Genomic DNA, 15561 nt, shown 5'->3' with positions numbered 1-15561 from the left:
TGGCTGGCGCGGTCCAAACCCGGTCGTCGCGCGCCATCCCCGTTGCCCACCGGCAGACATTTCGCGGCTCTTGTCACATTCGTTACAGGCCCTGGTCGGAACGTTCCCGCTGTGTCATGATCCGCCTCATGGATCCCCTCGGCCTCGACGGCGCATGGCTGCTCAGCCCGCAGATCCACGACGATCACCGCGGCTCCTTCCTCGAATGGTTCAGGAGGGACGCCCTCGACCGCCCCATGGACGTGGCGCAGGCCAACTGCTCGATCTCGGTCAGAGGCACCCTGCGGGGGGTGCACTTCAGCGACGTACCGCCCGGCCAGGCCAAGTACGTGACCTGCGTGTCCGGCAGCGTGCTCGACGTCGTCGTGGACGTGCGCACCGGCTCGCCCACCTTCGGCCGTTCTGTCGCCATCGAGCTCGACGACCGGCGGCGGCGGGCGGTCTACCTCGCGGAGGGCCTGGGGCACGCGTTCTTCGCCCTCAGCGAGTCGGCCACGGTCGTCTACCTGTGCTCCACGCCGTACGCGCCGCTGCGCGAGCACGGCGTGAACCCGCTCGACCCGGCTCTGGGCATCGCCTGGCCGTCCGGTATCGAGCCCGTGCTGTCGCGGAAGGACGCGGCGGCGCCGACACTGGCGCAAGCGGCCGAACAAGGGCTACTGCCTTCCTACGCCGACTGTCTGGCTCACTACGCCTCCCCACCCGCTCAGCAGGTGGGGCCACGCGGCGGATAGGGCGGCACGCCAGTCGCGCATCGGCGGCAGCGGCCGGCCGGCGTCGTGGCCCAGCACGCTGTAGGCGGGACGGAGCGCGGGCCGGGGAAAGGCGGCCGTGCTCACCGGCTCCACGAGGCCGGGGTCGGCGCCGGCCAGCTCGTAGATCTGCCTGGCATAGCCGTACCAGCTCGTCCGGCCCGCGTTCGTCGCGTGGTAGACGCCGGGGGGCGCCTGGCCCGTGCCCAGCAAGATCAACCGCTCGGCCAGGTCCACCGTCCAGGTGGGCTGGCCGACCTGGTCGTCGACCACCCGCACCGCCCTGCCCTCGGCCGCCAGCGTGGCCATCGTCCTGGCGAAGCTGCGCCCGTGGGCGCCGAAGAGCCACTCCGTGCGGACCACGTAGTGGCCGTCGCCGAGAGCCGCGCGCTCACCCACCAGCTTGGCCCTGCCGTACACGTTGAGCGGTCGCGTCGGGGCATCCTCCCCGTACGGCGTGCGCGCCGCCCCGTCGAAGACGTAGTCGGTGGACAGTTGTAACAGCCGAGCGCCGACCCGGGTGCTCGCCAGGGCGAGCCCGGCCACGGCCGTGCCGTTGATCGCCATGGCTCGCGCCTCGTCCTGCTCGGCGCCGTCCACGTCCGTCCAGGCCGCGCAGTTGACCACCACGTCGGGCAGCACCGCGCGCACCGTCTCCGCCACCGCGGCCGCGTCGCACACATCCAGCTCGGTCCTGGTGAACGCGTGCACGTGCGCCCCCGGCACGGCCCGCAGCAGGCGCGTCAGGTCCCTGCCGAGCATGCCGCCCGCCCCTGTCACCAGCCACCTCATGCCCGCGCCCACCAGTCGGGGTTGTCCTGATACCACCGCACGGTCTCCTTCAGCCCCTGCTCGAACGAGATCTTCGGCCGCCAGCCGAGCCCGCGCAGCTTGCTGTCGTCGAGCGAGTAACGGCGGTCGTGGCCCTTGCGGTCCGCGACGTGGACGACCGAGCCCCAGTCACGGCCGCAGGCTTCGAGCAGCCGGCCGGTCAGCTCCTTGTTCGTCAGCTCGGCCGTGCCCGCGATGTGATAAACCTCGCCGGGCTTACCCACCTCGGCGACCAGGCGGATGCCGGCGCAATGGTCCTCGACATGGATCCAGTCGCGCACGTTGCCTCCGTCGCCGTAGAGCGGCACCTTCCTGCCGCGCAACAGGTTGGTGATGAACAGCGGGATGATCTTTTCCGGATACTGCCGGGGTCCGTAGTTGTTGCCGCACCGGGTGATGGACACGTCCAGGCCGTAGGTGACGGCGTACGCCTGGGCGATGAGGTCGCCGCTCGCCTTCGTGGCGGCGTACGGCGAGCGCGGCCGCACCGGCGCGGACTCGTTCCACGAGCCGGTCTCGATCGAACCGTAGACCTCGTCCGTGGAGACCTGGACGACCTTGGGGACGCCCGCGTCCAGACACGCCTGCAGCAACGTCTGGGTGCCGAGCACGTTGCTGCGCACGAACTCCGCCGCGCCCTCGATCGAGCGGTCGACGTGCGACTCCGCGGCGAAGTTGACGACCAGATCGTGACCGGGGACGATCCGTCGCAGCAGTGCGGCGTCGCAGACGTCGCCGTGCTCGAACGTGTGCGGCACCCCCTCCAGGTTGGCCTGGTTGCCCGCGTAGGTGAGCTTGTCCAGCACCGTCACTTCCGCGTCACGAAGCCCGCGGACGAACTGGGATCCGATGAAGCCGGCGCCACCCGTAACCAGAATGCGTTTCATGTACCGATCTGCACCTTGCTGTGATCGCCCAGCACGAGACGGTGGGCCTTGGGAGTATTGACTGAGGCGGTCACCTCGGCATGGTGGCCGATCAGCGAGGACTCGATCCTGCCCACCCCCGCGATGGAGGTGCCCCGCAGGACGATCGAGTAATCCAGTTCGCTGCCCGTGACCAGGCAGTCGGCGCCGACGGAGGTGAACGGGCCGACGTAGCTGTCGCTCACCCGGGTGCCGGCACCGATGATCACCGGTCCGACCACGCGGGAGCGCTCGACCACCGCGCCCTTCTCGACCACCACCCGGCCGACCAGTTCGCTGACCGCGTCCACCACGCCGTCCACCCGTGGCTCGAGCGATTCGAGCACCAGCCGGTTGACCTCCAGCATGTCGGTGACGTTGCCGGTGTCCTTCCAGTAACCGGTGATGACCGAGGCCTCCACCTGCAGCTCCGCCTCGATCAGCCACTGAATGGCGTCGGTGATCTCCAGCTCGCCCCGCCACGACGGTTTGAGCTCCGCGACCGCCTCGTGCACGGCGGGGCTGAACAGGTAGACGCCGACCAGGGCCAGGTCGCTCTTGGGCAGCGCCGGCTTCTCCTCCAGGCCGATCACCTGGCCGCGCTCGTCCAGTTCGGCCACGCCGAACTGCCGCGGGTCACCGACCTTGGTGAGCATGATCTGCGCGGCCGGCCGCCGGGCCGCGAACCCGGCCACCAGGTCCTTGATCCCGCCGACGATGAAGTTGTCGCCCAGGTACATGACGAAGTCCTCGTCGCCCAGGAACTCGCGGGCGATCAGCACGCCGTGCGCGAGCCCGAGCGGCGCGTCCTGGCGCAGGTAGGTGACCTGCAGCCCGAACGCCGAGCCGTCACCGACCGCGGCCTCGATCTCGGCCTGGGTGTCGCCGACCACCAGGCCGACCTCGCGGATGCCGGTCTCCGCGATGGCCTCGAGGCCGTAGAACAGCACCGGCTTGTTCGCGACCGGCACGAGCTGTTTGGCCGAGGTGTGGGTGATGGGCCGTAGACGTGTGCCCGACCCTCCGGCGAGCACGAGTGCTTTCACGCTAGTAAGCCCCTTCTCCACGAGTGACGACGGACCAGGTCTTCCAGAGGATCTGCAGGTCGAGGATGAGCGACCAGTTCTCGACGTATCGCAGGTCCAGCCGGACGGACTCGTCCCAGCTGAGGTCGGAGCGGCCGCTGACCTGCCACAGGCCGGTCATGCCCGGCTTGACCACCAGGCGCCGGCGCACGTCCGTACCGTAGGCGGCGACCTCTTCGAGCAGCGGCGGCCGGGGGCCGACCAGCGACATCTCGCCGCGGATGACGTTGAGCAACTGCGGCAGCTCGTCGATGGAGTAGCGGCGCAGGAAAGCGCCCACCGGCGTGATGCGTGGATCGTTCCTAATCTTGAAGAGCACACCGTCGAACTCGTTGGCGTCGAGAAGGTCGGCCTTGCGCTGCTCGGCGTCGGCCACCATCGTACGGAACTTGTAGACCCTGAACCCCGTGCCGTCCTTGCCCACTCTGGTCTGGCGGAACAACACGGGCCCCGGGCTGGTGAGCCGGATCACCAGGCCCACCACCAGCAGCGGCAGCGCCAGCAGCACCAGGGCCGTACCGGCGACCAGCCGGTCGAAGACCGACTTCACGAACTGGCGGGTGCCGTTGAACTCCGGATGCTCCACGTGCATCAGCGGCATGCCGGCCACCGGCGTGATGCTGATGCGCGGGCCGGCCACGTCGAGCAGCGCGGGGGCGACGAACAGGTCGGTCCTGCTGGTCTCCAGGCTCCAGGCCATCCTGCGCAGCGCCGCGCCGTCCAGTTCCGGGCAGGCCAGCACGGCCACCGCGTCGGCGCGCGCGTGGGCGACCACCCCCGCCACGTCGGCGAACGAGCCCAGCACCGGGATGCCGTCGAGATCGACGTCGCGGTCACCCGAGGGCAGGCAGGCGCCCACCACCCGCATGCCGTGGTACGGCTGGCGGCGGAACTGCATGACCAGGTCGAGGATCGAGTCCCGATGCCCGACCGCGATGACCTGGCGCATGTACTCACCGACGGCTCTTCGCCGGTGCAGGTGCTTGCGCATGCGATAGCGGTAGTAGAGCGTCGCGAGCAGGGCCAGCGGCAGCATCGCCATGACGAAGCTGCGCGCGATGGTGGTCTGCGTCGCGTAGGCCCCGATGGCGACCGTGGCCATCAGGCCGACACCGCCGTTGAAGACCGCTTTGAACTCCTCCGTTCCCTCGCCGTTGGCCCGCCGGCGATAGGCGTCTCCCAGTGCCAGCGCGGCCGGCCAGATCAGTACGAGACCGACGCCGAAGACGAACTCCGCGACGGGGATGTACGCGCCGGAGAGCCACCGGATACCCATGACACAGGCGCATGCGAACAGCGCGCATAAGGTGTCACCGAGTAACAGGGTCCGTAAGTAGGCTCTTGTCCAGATACTGGATTCTTGGCGCGGCATGGCCTCAAGGAGCACGTCAGCGGACCCCCTAGTCCCCACCCTCATAGTTACCACCCTGATGAAACTCCGGTACCGCAGTAACGTGACGTTTCTTGCGACACATGGGTTGACAAAGGCCCATGCCTTATCAAGGGCGGCGGCCCCCCACTAAAGAGTAAAGATCAGCTCCGAGCGGGGAAATACCAGTAAATGTCCACATGAGGACGAAAGTTAGGGGTGGGTCGGGGTTGACGGAACGATCCAACAGGTGCAACGCACCGGGCTGTTCGGAGAGTCTTCTCCGGCGGATGCCAGCCCGGTGAAATCTAGTCGTACTCCAGGTCGGGAAGCGCCGACGGCGGGTCCGGGCTGCGCCAGACGACCACGACACCTTGATGGGCGGAGTCGGCCGCCACCTGCAGCCGATCCACGTCGAAATCCGGCAGGTACCTCAGACGGGCGAGGAAAGTCGCGTCCGTCGCGTCGCGTGGTACCACGCAGCCCTCGCCGTCACGGTCGAGCAGGATGTACCGCACCTCTTCGCCCGGTCCGGCGACGACACGGACCTCGACCACGTCCTCCCACGCGAGCGCTTCGACGCTCCCGTCCGCGTAGTGGCGGGTGACGCCCTCTTCCGTGACGTACACGTAGGAGTCCGGCATCGGATTGCCGTGCATGGCCGCGATTCTTGCGACTGTCGGGCTCATCCCGCAAGGGTTAGCGCTCATTGGTGCTCGATGCCGGACGGACGCGCACAGACTCAGGGAGCGGGCTCGCTTCCCCAGGAGTGGCTCAGGTGCTCGGCGACCGCCGCCCGCGCCGCCTCCACGGAGCCGGCGGCGATCGCGTCGAGCAACGCCTGATGCTCGCTGACCAGCACGTCCCGGTCCTTATACACCTCGCGCAGCCGCACCAGCCCCAGCCTGGTCTCGGCGGCCAGGGCGCCGTACAGGCGTTCGAGGCGCGGACTGCCGACGGCTTCGATGAGCGCCTGGTGCAGCGCCATGTGCTCGGCCACGACGGCCGACCAGGGCGCATCCGCCGGCAGAGCGGCCATCCGGTCGAGCGCCGCCTGGGCCGCGGGCACGCTGCGCCCCGACAGGGCCTGCACCATCAGGTCTTCGAGCGGCCTGCGGACGTACATGAGGTCGTTCAGGTCCGAGATCGTCACCTCAGGGACATAGGCGCTACGGTTGCGCTCGCGTTTCAGCAACCCCTCGTGGACCAGCGCCGCCAGGGCCTCGCGTACGGTCGGCCTGGCCACCCGGTACGCCGCGGCGATCTCCTGCTCGGGCAGCGGCGTGCCCGGCGCGATCTCGCCGGACAGGACCCTGCCGCGCAGGGCGTCGGCCAGCGCGGCGACGGTCGATACTGGTCTGAGTGGCTGGTTCACGGCTGTGACTCTAATGCCCTTTCCCGCATCCGTTCGGGCAGAGCCACCACGACCAGCGCGATCGCCAGCGCCAGCAGCCCGGCGGTGGAGACCAGGCCGAGGCGTTCCCGCAGCACCACGACGCCCAGCAGCGCGGCGACCGCCGGTTCGGCCAGCGCCAGCGTGGCGGCCGTGGCCACGGGGGTGGTGCGCAGGCCGCGGCCGTACAGGAAGTAGGACAGCGCCGTGGTGCCCAGGCCCAGATAGACGACGGCGAGCAGGCTGTGCGGCGCTGCCGGCCACTGCACCCCGGTCAGCGCCAGGACCGGCAGCGAGATCACCGCGGCTCCGCCGAACAGCACGCCCATCACCGCATCGGATTGCGCTCCCTTGCTGATGGCACGGGCGGCGCTGACCGCATAGAAGGCATACAGCAGGCCGCCCAGCAGCGCGAACGCCACCCCCACAGCTGCCTCACCGCCGGCCGCGCTCCGCGGGCCGCCCTCGTCTCCGCCCGCCATGAGGGCCGCGCAGCCGCAGATCGCCGCGGTCGTCGCCAGCGCCCAGCGCGCGTTCGGCCGCTGCCGGTACAGCAACCAGGACACCAACCCGGTGAAGACGGGACCGCTGCCGATCGCCACCACCGTACCGACGGCCACGCCGGTCCGGCTGATGGCGGCGAAGAAGCAGAGCTGGTATGCGGCGACGGCGACGGCGGCCAGCAGCAGAGCCGGACTGACAGCCCGCCTGAGCCCCGCCCCGGCCAGCAGCGCCAGCGCCGCACCGCCGATGACCAGTCTGGCCGCCGCCAGGGCGACGGAGTCGGCGGAGACCACCAGCCCCGCCGTCCCGGCCGTGCCCCAGAGCACCGCGGCGGCGACGACCGCGAGGGGTCCGTTTCTCATGCTGGCGATTGTACTGTCTGATTGTCAGACAATCGCATCCAATAACCGGTCGATCAGCCGGCCCGCGCCCGCGGCCACGTCGCCCGCGTAGTCGTCCAGCACGGCCAGCGCGACCTCGATGTCCGGCAGCCTCTTGACCGGCAGGCCGAGCAGCACGTCGCTCTCGGCCGTCACACCGCCCTCCACCTGGAAGCCGCCGTCCACGACCGCGATGGACACCTCGAAGGAGACCTCGCGACCGTCGGGAAGCGTGAACAGGGTGCCGACCCGGACCCCGGCCGGCGGCACGACGTACGAGAACGGCGCGCTGCGTACGAAGGGGTGACGTAACTCCGCGAGAACGCCCGCCACCCGGCTCAGAGCTGCCAACAGGCCGGCCGCGGTCAGACTCTCGCCGTCCACGCCCCAAAGCCTAGATCAGGCGGTCTGTCCCGGCCACCCGGCCTCCTCTGCACGCCCGCAAGACAGGACGCCGGTCGTCGCGCCGTTGCCGGGACGACCGGCGCCGTACCGGCTAGGTGAGCGTTTCCCAGTCGCCGAAGGGGCTGTCGGCTCCCGGCGCGGTCTGCTTGCGCAGATGCAGCTTGCCGTCCACGCCGACGGTGAAGAGCAGCACGGCGCCGCTCTGGTCGAGCGTGGCCGCGGGGTAGTCGGTGATGAAGCCGCCGAGGTCGCTCCAGCTTCCGTACCCGCCGTTCGGGGTCTGCTGAACGGCCATGCTCACGCCGGCGTCGGCGTTGCGGTGGAACATCAGGATCCTGGCGTCCGGCCCCGGCGAGGTGGTGACGAGCGCCGGCTCGCCCACCCCGGCGTGCCCGCCGATCACCACGGGGCCGACGTTCCACGGGCCGCCCGCCGAGGACTGCTTGGTCACGACCAGCTCTGCGGTACCCGCCTTGCGGTAGGCCACCTCGATGCGGCCGTCCTGGGACACCGCGGCCATCGGCGGGCTGGCCGGAACCAGCGACGGCAGCGTGTTGTCGAGCAGGAATCCGCTGTTGGCCTGGTACCAGCGCAGGATCCGGGTCGTGGTACTGGCGAACAGCTCGATCCGGCCCTGCGGGTCGGTGGCGACCGCCAGCCCGTCCTGAACGTCGCTGCCGGCCAGGTTCGACCAGGAACTCCACGTGGTGCCGTTGGCCGCCGTCTGGGCGCGCGTGCTCACCCCGCCGGCGCCGTTCCTGACGAAGATCTGCAGCCGGCCGTTGTGGTTACTGGCCACCACCGGCGTGCCCATGTGGATGGGGTCGCCGGTGCCCGGGTTGCCGTGATTGACCCAAGTGGTGGCCCAGCCGCCGCCCGGCGTGGTCTGGCGCAGGGAGACCACGCGGTCGTCGGACATCCGTCTGGCGAAGATCTGCATCCGCCCGTCGGCGTTGTGGCCGACGCTGATGCCCTGCGCGAGCGGCCCACCGGCGTCGGCCAGCGCGACCGGGCCGGTCCACTGCCCGAGCGCGTCCTGCGCGTAGGCGTACACCAGGCCGCTGCGCACCACGAAGACGTGCGGCAGGCCGCTGGAATCACGTGCCGCCCAGGTCGTCCCGCGGGCCCAGCGGTAGTACAGCCGCGATTCCCACCCGTCGGGATCGAACGGGTCGTAGGTGAAGTAGTCGCCGAGGATTGACAGCTTCTGCGTGATGGCGGACGGCGTCAGGTTCACCGGCACGTCACGGATGTTGTAGTCGCGGTAGTGCAGCTGGATGACCGGCACGCCGTACGCGGCCGCCGATTCCCTGGCGAACATGGTGGCGCCCACGTGGTCGGCGTGGCCGCGGTGCTCGGGCATGGGGTCCAGCGCCCGTACCACCGTGGGCTGGTAGTGCTGCATCATCCCCGACAGCACGTCGATGACGTCCTGGGTGTCGTAGGTGAACGTCTGCGTGATCTGGCTGCCCTGCGGGATGATCGTCTCATCGACGAAGTCGTCTCCCCAGACGAACCAGCCGAGCTGGCCGTCGCGCAGGTTCATGAACACGAGCTGGACGTGCGGCGCGTCCTTGAGCGTGTACCGCTCGACCTGGCGACCGGAGAGCGTCCAGACGTCGCCCTCCCACTCCTCCTGGTCCTGCGGATCGGCATCCGGTACGGCGGCCATCCGGGCGTAGGCGTCCTGCGCGCCACGCTGCCGGTTACGGGCCCGTTCCGCGTCGGAATTTCCGAGGCCGGTGATCTGGCCGGCGGTGATGAACACGGTCACGCTCGGCATCCCGGCCTGGATGGAGTCGTGGACATCGGGGTTCATGAACAACAGGTCGTCGTCCTCATGGGCCACGACCTGCATGAACCTGGCTTCCGGCGTGGTCGTCGCGGCGTATCCCGCTCCCGCCGTCGGTACGAGCACGGCCAGTGCCCCGAGAACGGCCGTCAGCCGCCTGGATAAAGCGGTGAATCTTTGTGCGTGCATCGTCTTCCCCCCACCCAGGGTCGTATCGGGCCCGCGGCGACGGACCCGAAGCCGATGCTGATCAGTCCGTAATTGGCTGCCAAGAGAAAGGAAGATAACAACTGCGTAACTCACGCGACGATGCGTCACTAATGAGCTCTGAATCGTGCCGGGAAACGGCCCTTCGCCACATTTTCGGTCTCGCGGTTTCGGCCGCCATCAATTCCGGTGACAGGACGACGAGCGAAAATGCCCGCGTCTGCCTCCGCGGGGTTGCCGAGTGTAGTCGTTGGATCGCTCCAATATGTGCAAATACGGTCGCGGGTGCGAGACGGCGCGTTCTGGAATTGCGGATGGCCGATTGGCGTTTCCGATCGCGTCGAGAAACTCACCCGGGCCCGATATGCCGGCGACACCCGCGTCCGAACGGAACCCCCGCGACTGTCAGGGGGGCGGGGTCGGTGGCCAGGCGGGCGTGCCGTTCGACGTCGTAACGCACGCCCTCGTGAACGAGCTTGCCGCGCTCGACGCCCTCCGGCAGGAAGCCGGCCTTGGTGGCGACCCGGCAGGAGGCCGCGTTGGTCGTGCGGTGGCCCAGCTCCAGCCGGAACAGCCCGCGCTCCTCGAACGCCCACCGCGCCAGCAGCTCGGTGGCCGCCACCGCGACCCCGCGCCCCCTCGCCTCGGGCACGACCCAGTAGGACACCCAGCCGTTACGGTGATCGTCGATCCTGGTCACCGCCACGTTGCCGACGACCCGCTCCCCCGTGTCGTCCGCCGAGTCGTCCGCCGAGTCGTCCGCCGAGTCGTCCGCTGGGGCGCCTCGCGCATCCTCCTGGCCGACATCCACTCCGACACCCACTCCGACGTCCTGCTCCACGATGGCGAAGGCGTGACCGACCCCCTCCCACGAGGCGATCCACCCGCGGGCGTCGGTGAGCGTGACGATCGGCCAGGGAGCCTGCGGGCGCAGGTCGGGAGCCTGGAAGGCACGCAGCACCGCAGGGGCGTCGTCGTCGCGCCACGCGCGCAGGCGGACGTTCACGAAGGTCACGCTGCCCGAGATTACCCGGATTGCACCCGTTGCCCGATCGGGTGGTTCGCCTCGAAGTCGGCCACGAGCTGCTTGGGCGCGGTCAGGCACCACGCCTCGGCCACCAGCTCAAGCAGCTCGTCGGCGTCGATCTTGTCGAGGTGCACCACGACCCAGCCGAACCGCCCGGCCGTGAACTGCACCTCGAACACCTCGGGCCGCTCGTTGACCAGCGCGATCTGCTCCTCGATGGTCGCCTTGAGCCCGACGGTCTCGGTGGCCTCCCACAGGTAGCCGAAGCCTTTGCCGCGCACCTTGAGGCCGATCCACTCGCCCGCATGGTTCGTGCGCACCTCGGGCAACTCGTCCAGCAGCTCAAGGAACTCATCCACGGTCACACCCATGCCGCCTGTGTACCAGACGAGTCCGACACTTCCGAGGACTGGAGCAGGCCTTGAGCGGTCGCTCAAATCGTCGTACGGTCGCCTTAAGCAGTCGCTCAAGAACACCGGGACGTGCGCCATGCGCCTCTATGTCGAGACCCTGATCAGCGCCGACATCGACCGGATCTGGCAGGCCACTGAGGACCTGAACCTGCACCGGCGATGGGACCTGCGCTTCGGCCGCATCACCGCGCTCGGCTCCGGCCGCCTGCGCTAGCACCGGCGTGATGAACCGGGTCTGGAACGCGGGCCCCGTCGTCCGCCCGTTCCTCTCCCTGGGCCGCCGCCGCAACATCCTCGCCACCGACACCGGCACGAACCTGCCGTTCACCATCGAGAACTACCCGTACGCCGACTCCTACGGCCGCGAGACCGTCACCTTCGTCCGCACCTTCCCCGGCAGCCGCTTCGACGCCACCATGATCTACGACCCCGCCCAAGGGGAGATCGTCGACTACCTGGGCACCCACCAGCACCTCGCCGTCCCCCTGGCGCTCTCCGTGGACGACCGGGGCGGCCTGGTCATCCGCTCGGGCCGCCAGCGCCTGCTCGGCCCGCTCGCGCTGCCGCTGCCCGCCTCCGCCACCGGCACCGCGGTGGTCACCGAGCACTACGACGACCAGGCCGAGCGGTTCAGGATCGCGGTGACCGTGTCGAACCCGTGGCTCGGCCGCGTCTTCGGCTACTGGGGCAGCTTCACCGTCTCGTACGTGGACCTCGCGCAGCACGGCGTTCCCGCTAGCGTGAGGCCCAGACGGGAGGACGCCCGTCGTTGACCGGCACGGAGTGGAGCGGTGGCCGACACACGTACGAAGCTGCTCGAAGCGGCGCTGGAGACGCTCAGCACGTCCGGCATGTCCGGCGCGTCGGCACGCGCCATCGCCGCCGCGGCGGGCGTCAACCAGGCCCTGGTCTTCTATCATTTCGGCAGCGTCGACCAGCTCCTGTCGGCCGCCTGCGCCCACGGCTCGACCCGCCGCGTCGAGCGCTACCGCGACCGCTTCGCCGCCGTCACCACCCTGCGCGAGCTGCTCGACCTCGGCCGCGAGGTGCACGCGGAAGAGGCGGCGGAGGGCAACGTGGCGGCGCTGGCGCAGCTCCTCGCCGGCAGCCAGACCGACGAGAAGCTGGCGCCCGCCGTGGTCGCCGGGCTCAACCTGTGGATCGCGGAGGTCGAGCAGGCGCTCGCGCGGGTGCTGGCGAACTCGCCGCTGGCCGAGTTCGTGGACCTCGCGGGGCTGGCCAAGGCCACGGCGGCGGCGTTCGTGGGGCTGGAGCTCTACGAGGGCGTCGACGGCGACGGCGCGGCGCGGGCGCTCGACGCGCTCGAACAGCTGGCGGTGCTGGTGACGGCCCTGGAGGACATGGGCCCCGTCGCGCGCCGCGCCGTACGCGCCAGGCTCACTCGTAGTATCGGGCCTCGATCACGTTCCCGTCGGGATCAGGGAAATAGATAGTCTCCGGCGCGATGCCCTGCGCGCCGAACGAGTTCGTGCCGGTGCCGGTGATCTCCACCCGGTGTTTCTTGAGGCGCAGCTTGAGGGCGTCGAAATCCTCTTTTCCGAACGCCAGGCAGAAATGGTTGATCTGGTGCCCGGCGCTGCCGTGCACCCCGGTGCCCTCGTCCACGCCCCGCATCACCTCGAAGGACATCAGGTCGAGGATGCACGTCGGCGTGATCCGCACGCTGGGAAACGGTGCCTTCCCCTCACGGAACTCCTCGGCCCGTACCCCGGGCAGCCCGATCACGTGCTCGTAGAAATGGAGCGAGACGAGCTGATCGGAGACCCAGCAGACGAGATGGTCAAGGCGTACGCGCATGAAAACACCTCCGCTTTCCTTCCAATATCCTTTTTTCGTTTCGCCGTGTCCACCTGCCAATGCCGACGGCCGCCGGATGGAAAGCGGTGGTTCATTCCGTGTTGGCGCCTGATTTCACGGCGCCTGCTCAGCCGTACTCCTTCTCCGCCTGCCGGCGCCCCTCGAAGACCTCCTCGTGGTCCACCCACCACTGCGGGCCGTCCGCCAGGTTGTCGGCCAGGCTCTCCTCGGCACGGAGCCGCAGCTCGAGAAACCTCCTGCCCTCCGCGCCCACGTCCCGGTCGGTCACCTGGAGCCCAGGGAGGTCCTCGGTGATCCGCTTGGGCATGCTGTCGTAGACCTCCATGTACGCGCTGTTCGCCCGCGCGAGGAAGTCTCGTGCCCTGCTGTCCGGCGTGCCGCCGAAGTCGAAGGTCTCGTGCAGGACGCCGCGATCGGGGTCGGCCACCCGCTCGAAGTTCTTCCTGCACCAGTCGCTGATCTCGACGAACGAGCGGGCCGCGGCGTCCAGCCGGCCGGTGACGGCGGCCAGCGCGGTGGCGTTGGCGTAGATCTGCCGCAGCACGCCCTGCGCCCGGTCGGCGGCGGCGCCGTACCAGGGGGCGTCGCGCAGGTCCTGGGCCCGGCGGAGCAGCAGATTGGCCAGGTCGACCAGCGGCTCCGGCATCCGCCCGAAGATCATGTCGGCCGCGCCCGCGGCGCTGGGCAGGGTGGACACGCTCCACTGCGCCTGGCTCGCCGTCAGGTGGCCGACGTCGTACGACGTGCCGGGCAGTTTCAGGTCGATGCCGCCGTTCGGGTAGAGGTCGCTCAGGTGGTTGCGGTCGCCCGTGATCGGCAGCCGCTCCTTCACGGTGGAGTCGGGGACGTCGCCGAGCTTGGGGTCGTCGGCCAGGTCGTAGCGGGAGGACGCGCGCTCGATCAGCAGGCCGGCCACGCCGACCTCGGCGTGCAGGTCCCGCCAGAACACGTCCACGGCGTGCGCGGCGGAGGAGAGCATCAAGCCGAGGTGGTACGGCAGCAGCCACTCGCCCTCGGGCACGCCGGGGCCGGCGTCCTGGACCCCGTCGAAGCGCCGCATGCCGAACGACAAACCCACGATCTGCCCCGCGACGCTCTTGACGCCCTTGCGGTCGATGTGGAACCCGTCACCGCGATGCTCGTCGCCGAGCCCCGGCCAGCAGCCCGGCGGCTCGGGCTCGGTCGGCCAGGTGGACCACTGATCAGCCGCCGTCGGCTCCGGCTCGCGCATCACCACTCCGCTCGGGTCGGGACGCCTCACCTTACGGTGATCGCTTTCCCGCCCGCAATCCGCGATTTCCCCAGGTAGAGACGCACAAATCTGCCTCTCGCGTGGTGAGCGGATCAGCCGTGCCCTCACGTCGCGAGCGGATCAGCCGTGCCCTCACGTCGCGAGCGGATCAGCCGTGCTCCCGCATCGCGAGCGGATCAGCCGTGGCCGACGCCGCCGAGCCAGCTCCGCACGACCAGGTCGGCGGCCTGCGGCGGGTCGAGGTCGGGGAAGCGGTGGGCGGCGGTGTCGACGAGGTCGTCCAGCATCGCGCGGGCCCACGCCACCGGCACGTCGCCACGGATCAGCCCCTCGTCGGCGGCCCGCCGTACGAACCGGTCGAGCCGCGCGCTCTGCTCGCCCCGCCGCACGTCGGCCGATGATGGTGTCATGCAGTCATGCTCTACGCCACGCCGAAACTCACCGCTAGCGACCTCCGCGTGGTCGAAGAGATCGAGCAGATACGACACGAGCTCCGCATGCACCTCCGCCCCCAGGAGCGGTGGACGAAGCAGTTGCGCCGCAGTCTCACGGCCAGGGCCATCGTCGGTTCGAACACTATCGAGGGGTACGCGGCGTCCGTCGACGACGTCGAGGCGCTCATGGCCGGGGAGACCCCGCTGGAGACCAGCGACGCCACGGTGCGCGAGGTCGAGAGCTACCGGCGAGCGATGACCTACGTGCAGGCGCTCTCCGACGCGGGTGGCGAGTTCGGTTACGACCTGGGCCTGCTCAACGGCCTGCACTTCATGATGCAGGAGCATCATCCGCGCAAGCGCCCTGAGCGCCTCCGGCAGGGCCCGGTCTACGTCACCAGCGCGGACGACCCCGCCGTCCCCGCTTACACCGGGCCCGACCACGAAATGGTGCCGGAGTTCTCCTCGATCGAGGAGTGGCTGGGCAGGGGGCAGAACACGTACGCCTACTACCAGGTCCTGGAGGAGGTGAGCGGCCCCGAGTGGAGCCCTCGCCGATCGACGCACAAATGGATCACGTTCTGTCTGCGCGCCCATCACCTGCAGGCCCAGCAGGCCGAACGCCGGGTCGCGCTGCTGAGCCGGGCCTGGCCGGCGCTCTCGGAAGCGGCCGTCGCGGACGGTCTCGACGAGCGCACCGTCTTCGCTCTGCTCCCGGCGTTCTGGGAGTCCCGCGTCCGGCGCACGGTCTACCAGCAGGACGCGGAGCTCAGCCCGCAGCAGGCCGTCCGGGACATCAGGGAGATGTGCCGGCTCCAGTGGCTGGTGCCGCAGGGGCAGGCACGAGGTCGTTACTACGTGGCCGGACCGGCCATGCGGCCCATCGTCGAGTCCGTACGCGAGTCGACAAGCCCCTACACCGACCCCTATCGCCGGTGACGCCACCGACGGGTCATAGGACTGCCAGGGCCAG

At 69.7% G+C, this 15561-nt stretch carries 19 protein-coding genes; 5 read left to right on the top strand and 14 right to left on the bottom strand.

The features are described from left to right. The first annotated feature begins 128 nt into the window (after window positions 1-128). Window positions 129-734: a dTDP-4-dehydrorhamnose 3,5-epimerase family protein gene (locus tag ABZW11_RS21620; RefSeq protein ID WP_355419680.1), complete on the top strand. Its 606-nt coding sequence runs from the start codon at window positions 129-131 to the stop codon at window positions 732-734. Here the strand turns inward: ABZW11_RS21620 and rfbD are convergent. The 11 genes from rfbD to ABZW11_RS21565 form a co-directional block, all read right to left on the bottom strand. Then, window positions 657-1544, bottom strand: a complete 888-nt coding sequence (rfbD, locus tag ABZW11_RS21615; RefSeq protein ID WP_355419678.1) for a dTDP-4-dehydrorhamnose reductase — start codon at window positions 1542-1544, stop codon at window positions 657-659. The two genes, ABZW11_RS21620 and rfbD, sit on opposite strands and share 78 nt — an antisense overlap. Next, window positions 1541-2470: a dTDP-glucose 4,6-dehydratase gene (gene rfbB / locus ABZW11_RS21610; RefSeq protein WP_355419676.1), complete on the bottom strand. Its 930-nt coding sequence runs from the start codon at window positions 2468-2470 to the stop codon at window positions 1541-1543. The genes rfbD and rfbB overlap by 4 nt, the downstream gene beginning before the upstream one ends. After that, window positions 2467-3534, bottom strand: a complete 1068-nt coding sequence (locus ABZW11_RS21605; protein ID WP_355419674.1) for a glucose-1-phosphate thymidylyltransferase — start codon at window positions 3532-3534, stop codon at window positions 2467-2469. Before ABZW11_RS21605 ends, rfbB begins: the two co-directional genes overlap by 4 nt. Before the next feature lies 1 nt (window position 3535). Beyond that, the gene (locus tag ABZW11_RS21600) at window positions 3536-4990 is read right to left on the bottom strand and encodes a sugar transferase (protein ID WP_355419672.1); all 1455 of its coding nucleotides are present in this window, start codon (window positions 4988-4990) and stop codon (window positions 3536-3538) included. 260 nt (window positions 4991-5250) lie between these two features. After that, window positions 5251-5601, bottom strand: a complete 351-nt coding sequence (locus ABZW11_RS21595; protein WP_355419670.1) for a hypothetical protein — start codon at window positions 5599-5601, stop codon at window positions 5251-5253. Between the two features lie 83 nt (window positions 5602-5684). Next, on the bottom strand, window positions 5685-6317 hold the full coding sequence (locus ABZW11_RS21590) for a GntR family transcriptional regulator (protein WP_355419668.1): 633 nt from the start codon (window positions 6315-6317) through the stop codon (window positions 5685-5687). Then, window positions 6314-7201 (bottom strand): EamA family transporter, encoded by an 888-nt coding sequence (locus ABZW11_RS21585; RefSeq protein ID WP_355419666.1) that lies wholly within the window; start codon window positions 7199-7201, stop codon window positions 6314-6316. The genes ABZW11_RS21590 and ABZW11_RS21585 overlap by 4 nt, the downstream gene beginning before the upstream one ends. 24 nt (window positions 7202-7225) lie before the next feature. After that, window positions 7226-7603 carry a hypothetical protein gene (locus tag ABZW11_RS21580; RefSeq protein ID WP_355419664.1) on the bottom strand — a complete coding sequence of 126 codons (378 nt, stop codon included), beginning with the start codon at window positions 7601-7603 and terminating at the stop codon, window positions 7226-7228. Window positions 7604-7715: 112 nt separating this feature from the next. Beyond that, window positions 7716-9605 carry a PIG-L family deacetylase gene (locus tag ABZW11_RS21575; protein ID WP_355419662.1) on the bottom strand — a complete coding sequence of 630 codons (1890 nt, stop codon included), beginning with the start codon at window positions 9603-9605 and terminating at the stop codon, window positions 7716-7718. Window positions 9606-9972: 367 nt separating this feature from the next. Continuing rightward, on the bottom strand, window positions 9973-10638 hold the full coding sequence (locus ABZW11_RS21570) for a GNAT family protein (RefSeq protein ID WP_355419660.1): 666 nt from the start codon (window positions 10636-10638) through the stop codon (window positions 9973-9975). Window positions 10639-10649: 11 nt separating this feature from the next. Beyond that, the gene (locus ABZW11_RS21565; RefSeq protein WP_345394450.1) at window positions 10650-11021 is read right to left on the bottom strand and encodes an MmcQ/YjbR family DNA-binding protein; all 372 of its coding nucleotides are present in this window, start codon (window positions 11019-11021) and stop codon (window positions 10650-10652) included. Between the two features lie 118 nt (window positions 11022-11139). On the opposite strand from ABZW11_RS21565, the gene ABZW11_RS21560 reads away from it, so the two are divergent. Genes ABZW11_RS21560 through ABZW11_RS21550 form a run of 3 tightly spaced genes read left to right on the top strand, consistent with a single transcriptional unit; the run spans window position 11140 to window position 12517 of the window. Beyond that, the gene (locus ABZW11_RS21560) at window positions 11140-11277 is read left to right on the top strand and encodes a hypothetical protein (RefSeq protein WP_355419658.1); all 138 of its coding nucleotides are present in this window, start codon (window positions 11140-11142) and stop codon (window positions 11275-11277) included. Window positions 11278-11287: 10 nt separating this feature from the next. Further along, entirely contained in the window at window positions 11288-11836 is a 549-nt protein-coding gene (locus ABZW11_RS21555) for a DUF4166 domain-containing protein (RefSeq protein WP_355419656.1), read from the top strand. Window positions 11837-11854: 18 nt separating this feature from the next. Then, window positions 11855-12517: a TetR family transcriptional regulator gene (locus tag ABZW11_RS21550; RefSeq protein ID WP_355419654.1), complete on the top strand. Its 663-nt coding sequence runs from the start codon at window positions 11855-11857 to the stop codon at window positions 12515-12517. Here ABZW11_RS21550 and ABZW11_RS21545 read toward each other — a convergent pair. From ABZW11_RS21545 to ABZW11_RS21535, 3 genes are all read right to left on the bottom strand, one after another. Next, complete coding sequence (locus ABZW11_RS21545) at window positions 12462-12881, bottom strand: VOC family protein (RefSeq protein ID WP_355419652.1); 420 nt, start codon at window positions 12879-12881, stop codon at window positions 12462-12464. The two genes, ABZW11_RS21550 and ABZW11_RS21545, sit on opposite strands and share 56 nt — an antisense overlap. A gap of 127 nt (window positions 12882-13008) precedes the next feature. Beyond that, the gene (locus ABZW11_RS21540) at window positions 13009-14133 is read right to left on the bottom strand and encodes a hypothetical protein (protein ID WP_355419650.1); all 1125 of its coding nucleotides are present in this window, start codon (window positions 14131-14133) and stop codon (window positions 13009-13011) included. 197 nt (window positions 14134-14330) lie between these two features. Beyond that, window positions 14331-14564, bottom strand: a complete 234-nt coding sequence (locus tag ABZW11_RS21535; protein WP_355419648.1) for a hypothetical protein — start codon at window positions 14562-14564, stop codon at window positions 14331-14333. 6 nt (window positions 14565-14570) lie between these two features. On the opposite strand from ABZW11_RS21535, the gene ABZW11_RS21530 reads away from it, so the two are divergent. Next, window positions 14571-15527 (top strand): Fic family protein, encoded by a 957-nt coding sequence (locus tag ABZW11_RS21530; RefSeq protein ID WP_355419646.1) that lies wholly within the window; start codon window positions 14571-14573, stop codon window positions 15525-15527. The last annotated feature ends 34 nt before the right edge of the window (window positions 15528-15561 follow it).

The sequence above is a fragment of the Nonomuraea sp. NPDC004580 genome, assembly GCF_040609855.1.
GTDB classification, from domain to species: domain Bacteria; phylum Actinomycetota; class Actinomycetes; order Streptosporangiales; family Streptosporangiaceae; genus Nonomuraea; species Nonomuraea salmonea.
This window is presented reverse-complemented; position numbering and strand designations above follow the sequence as displayed.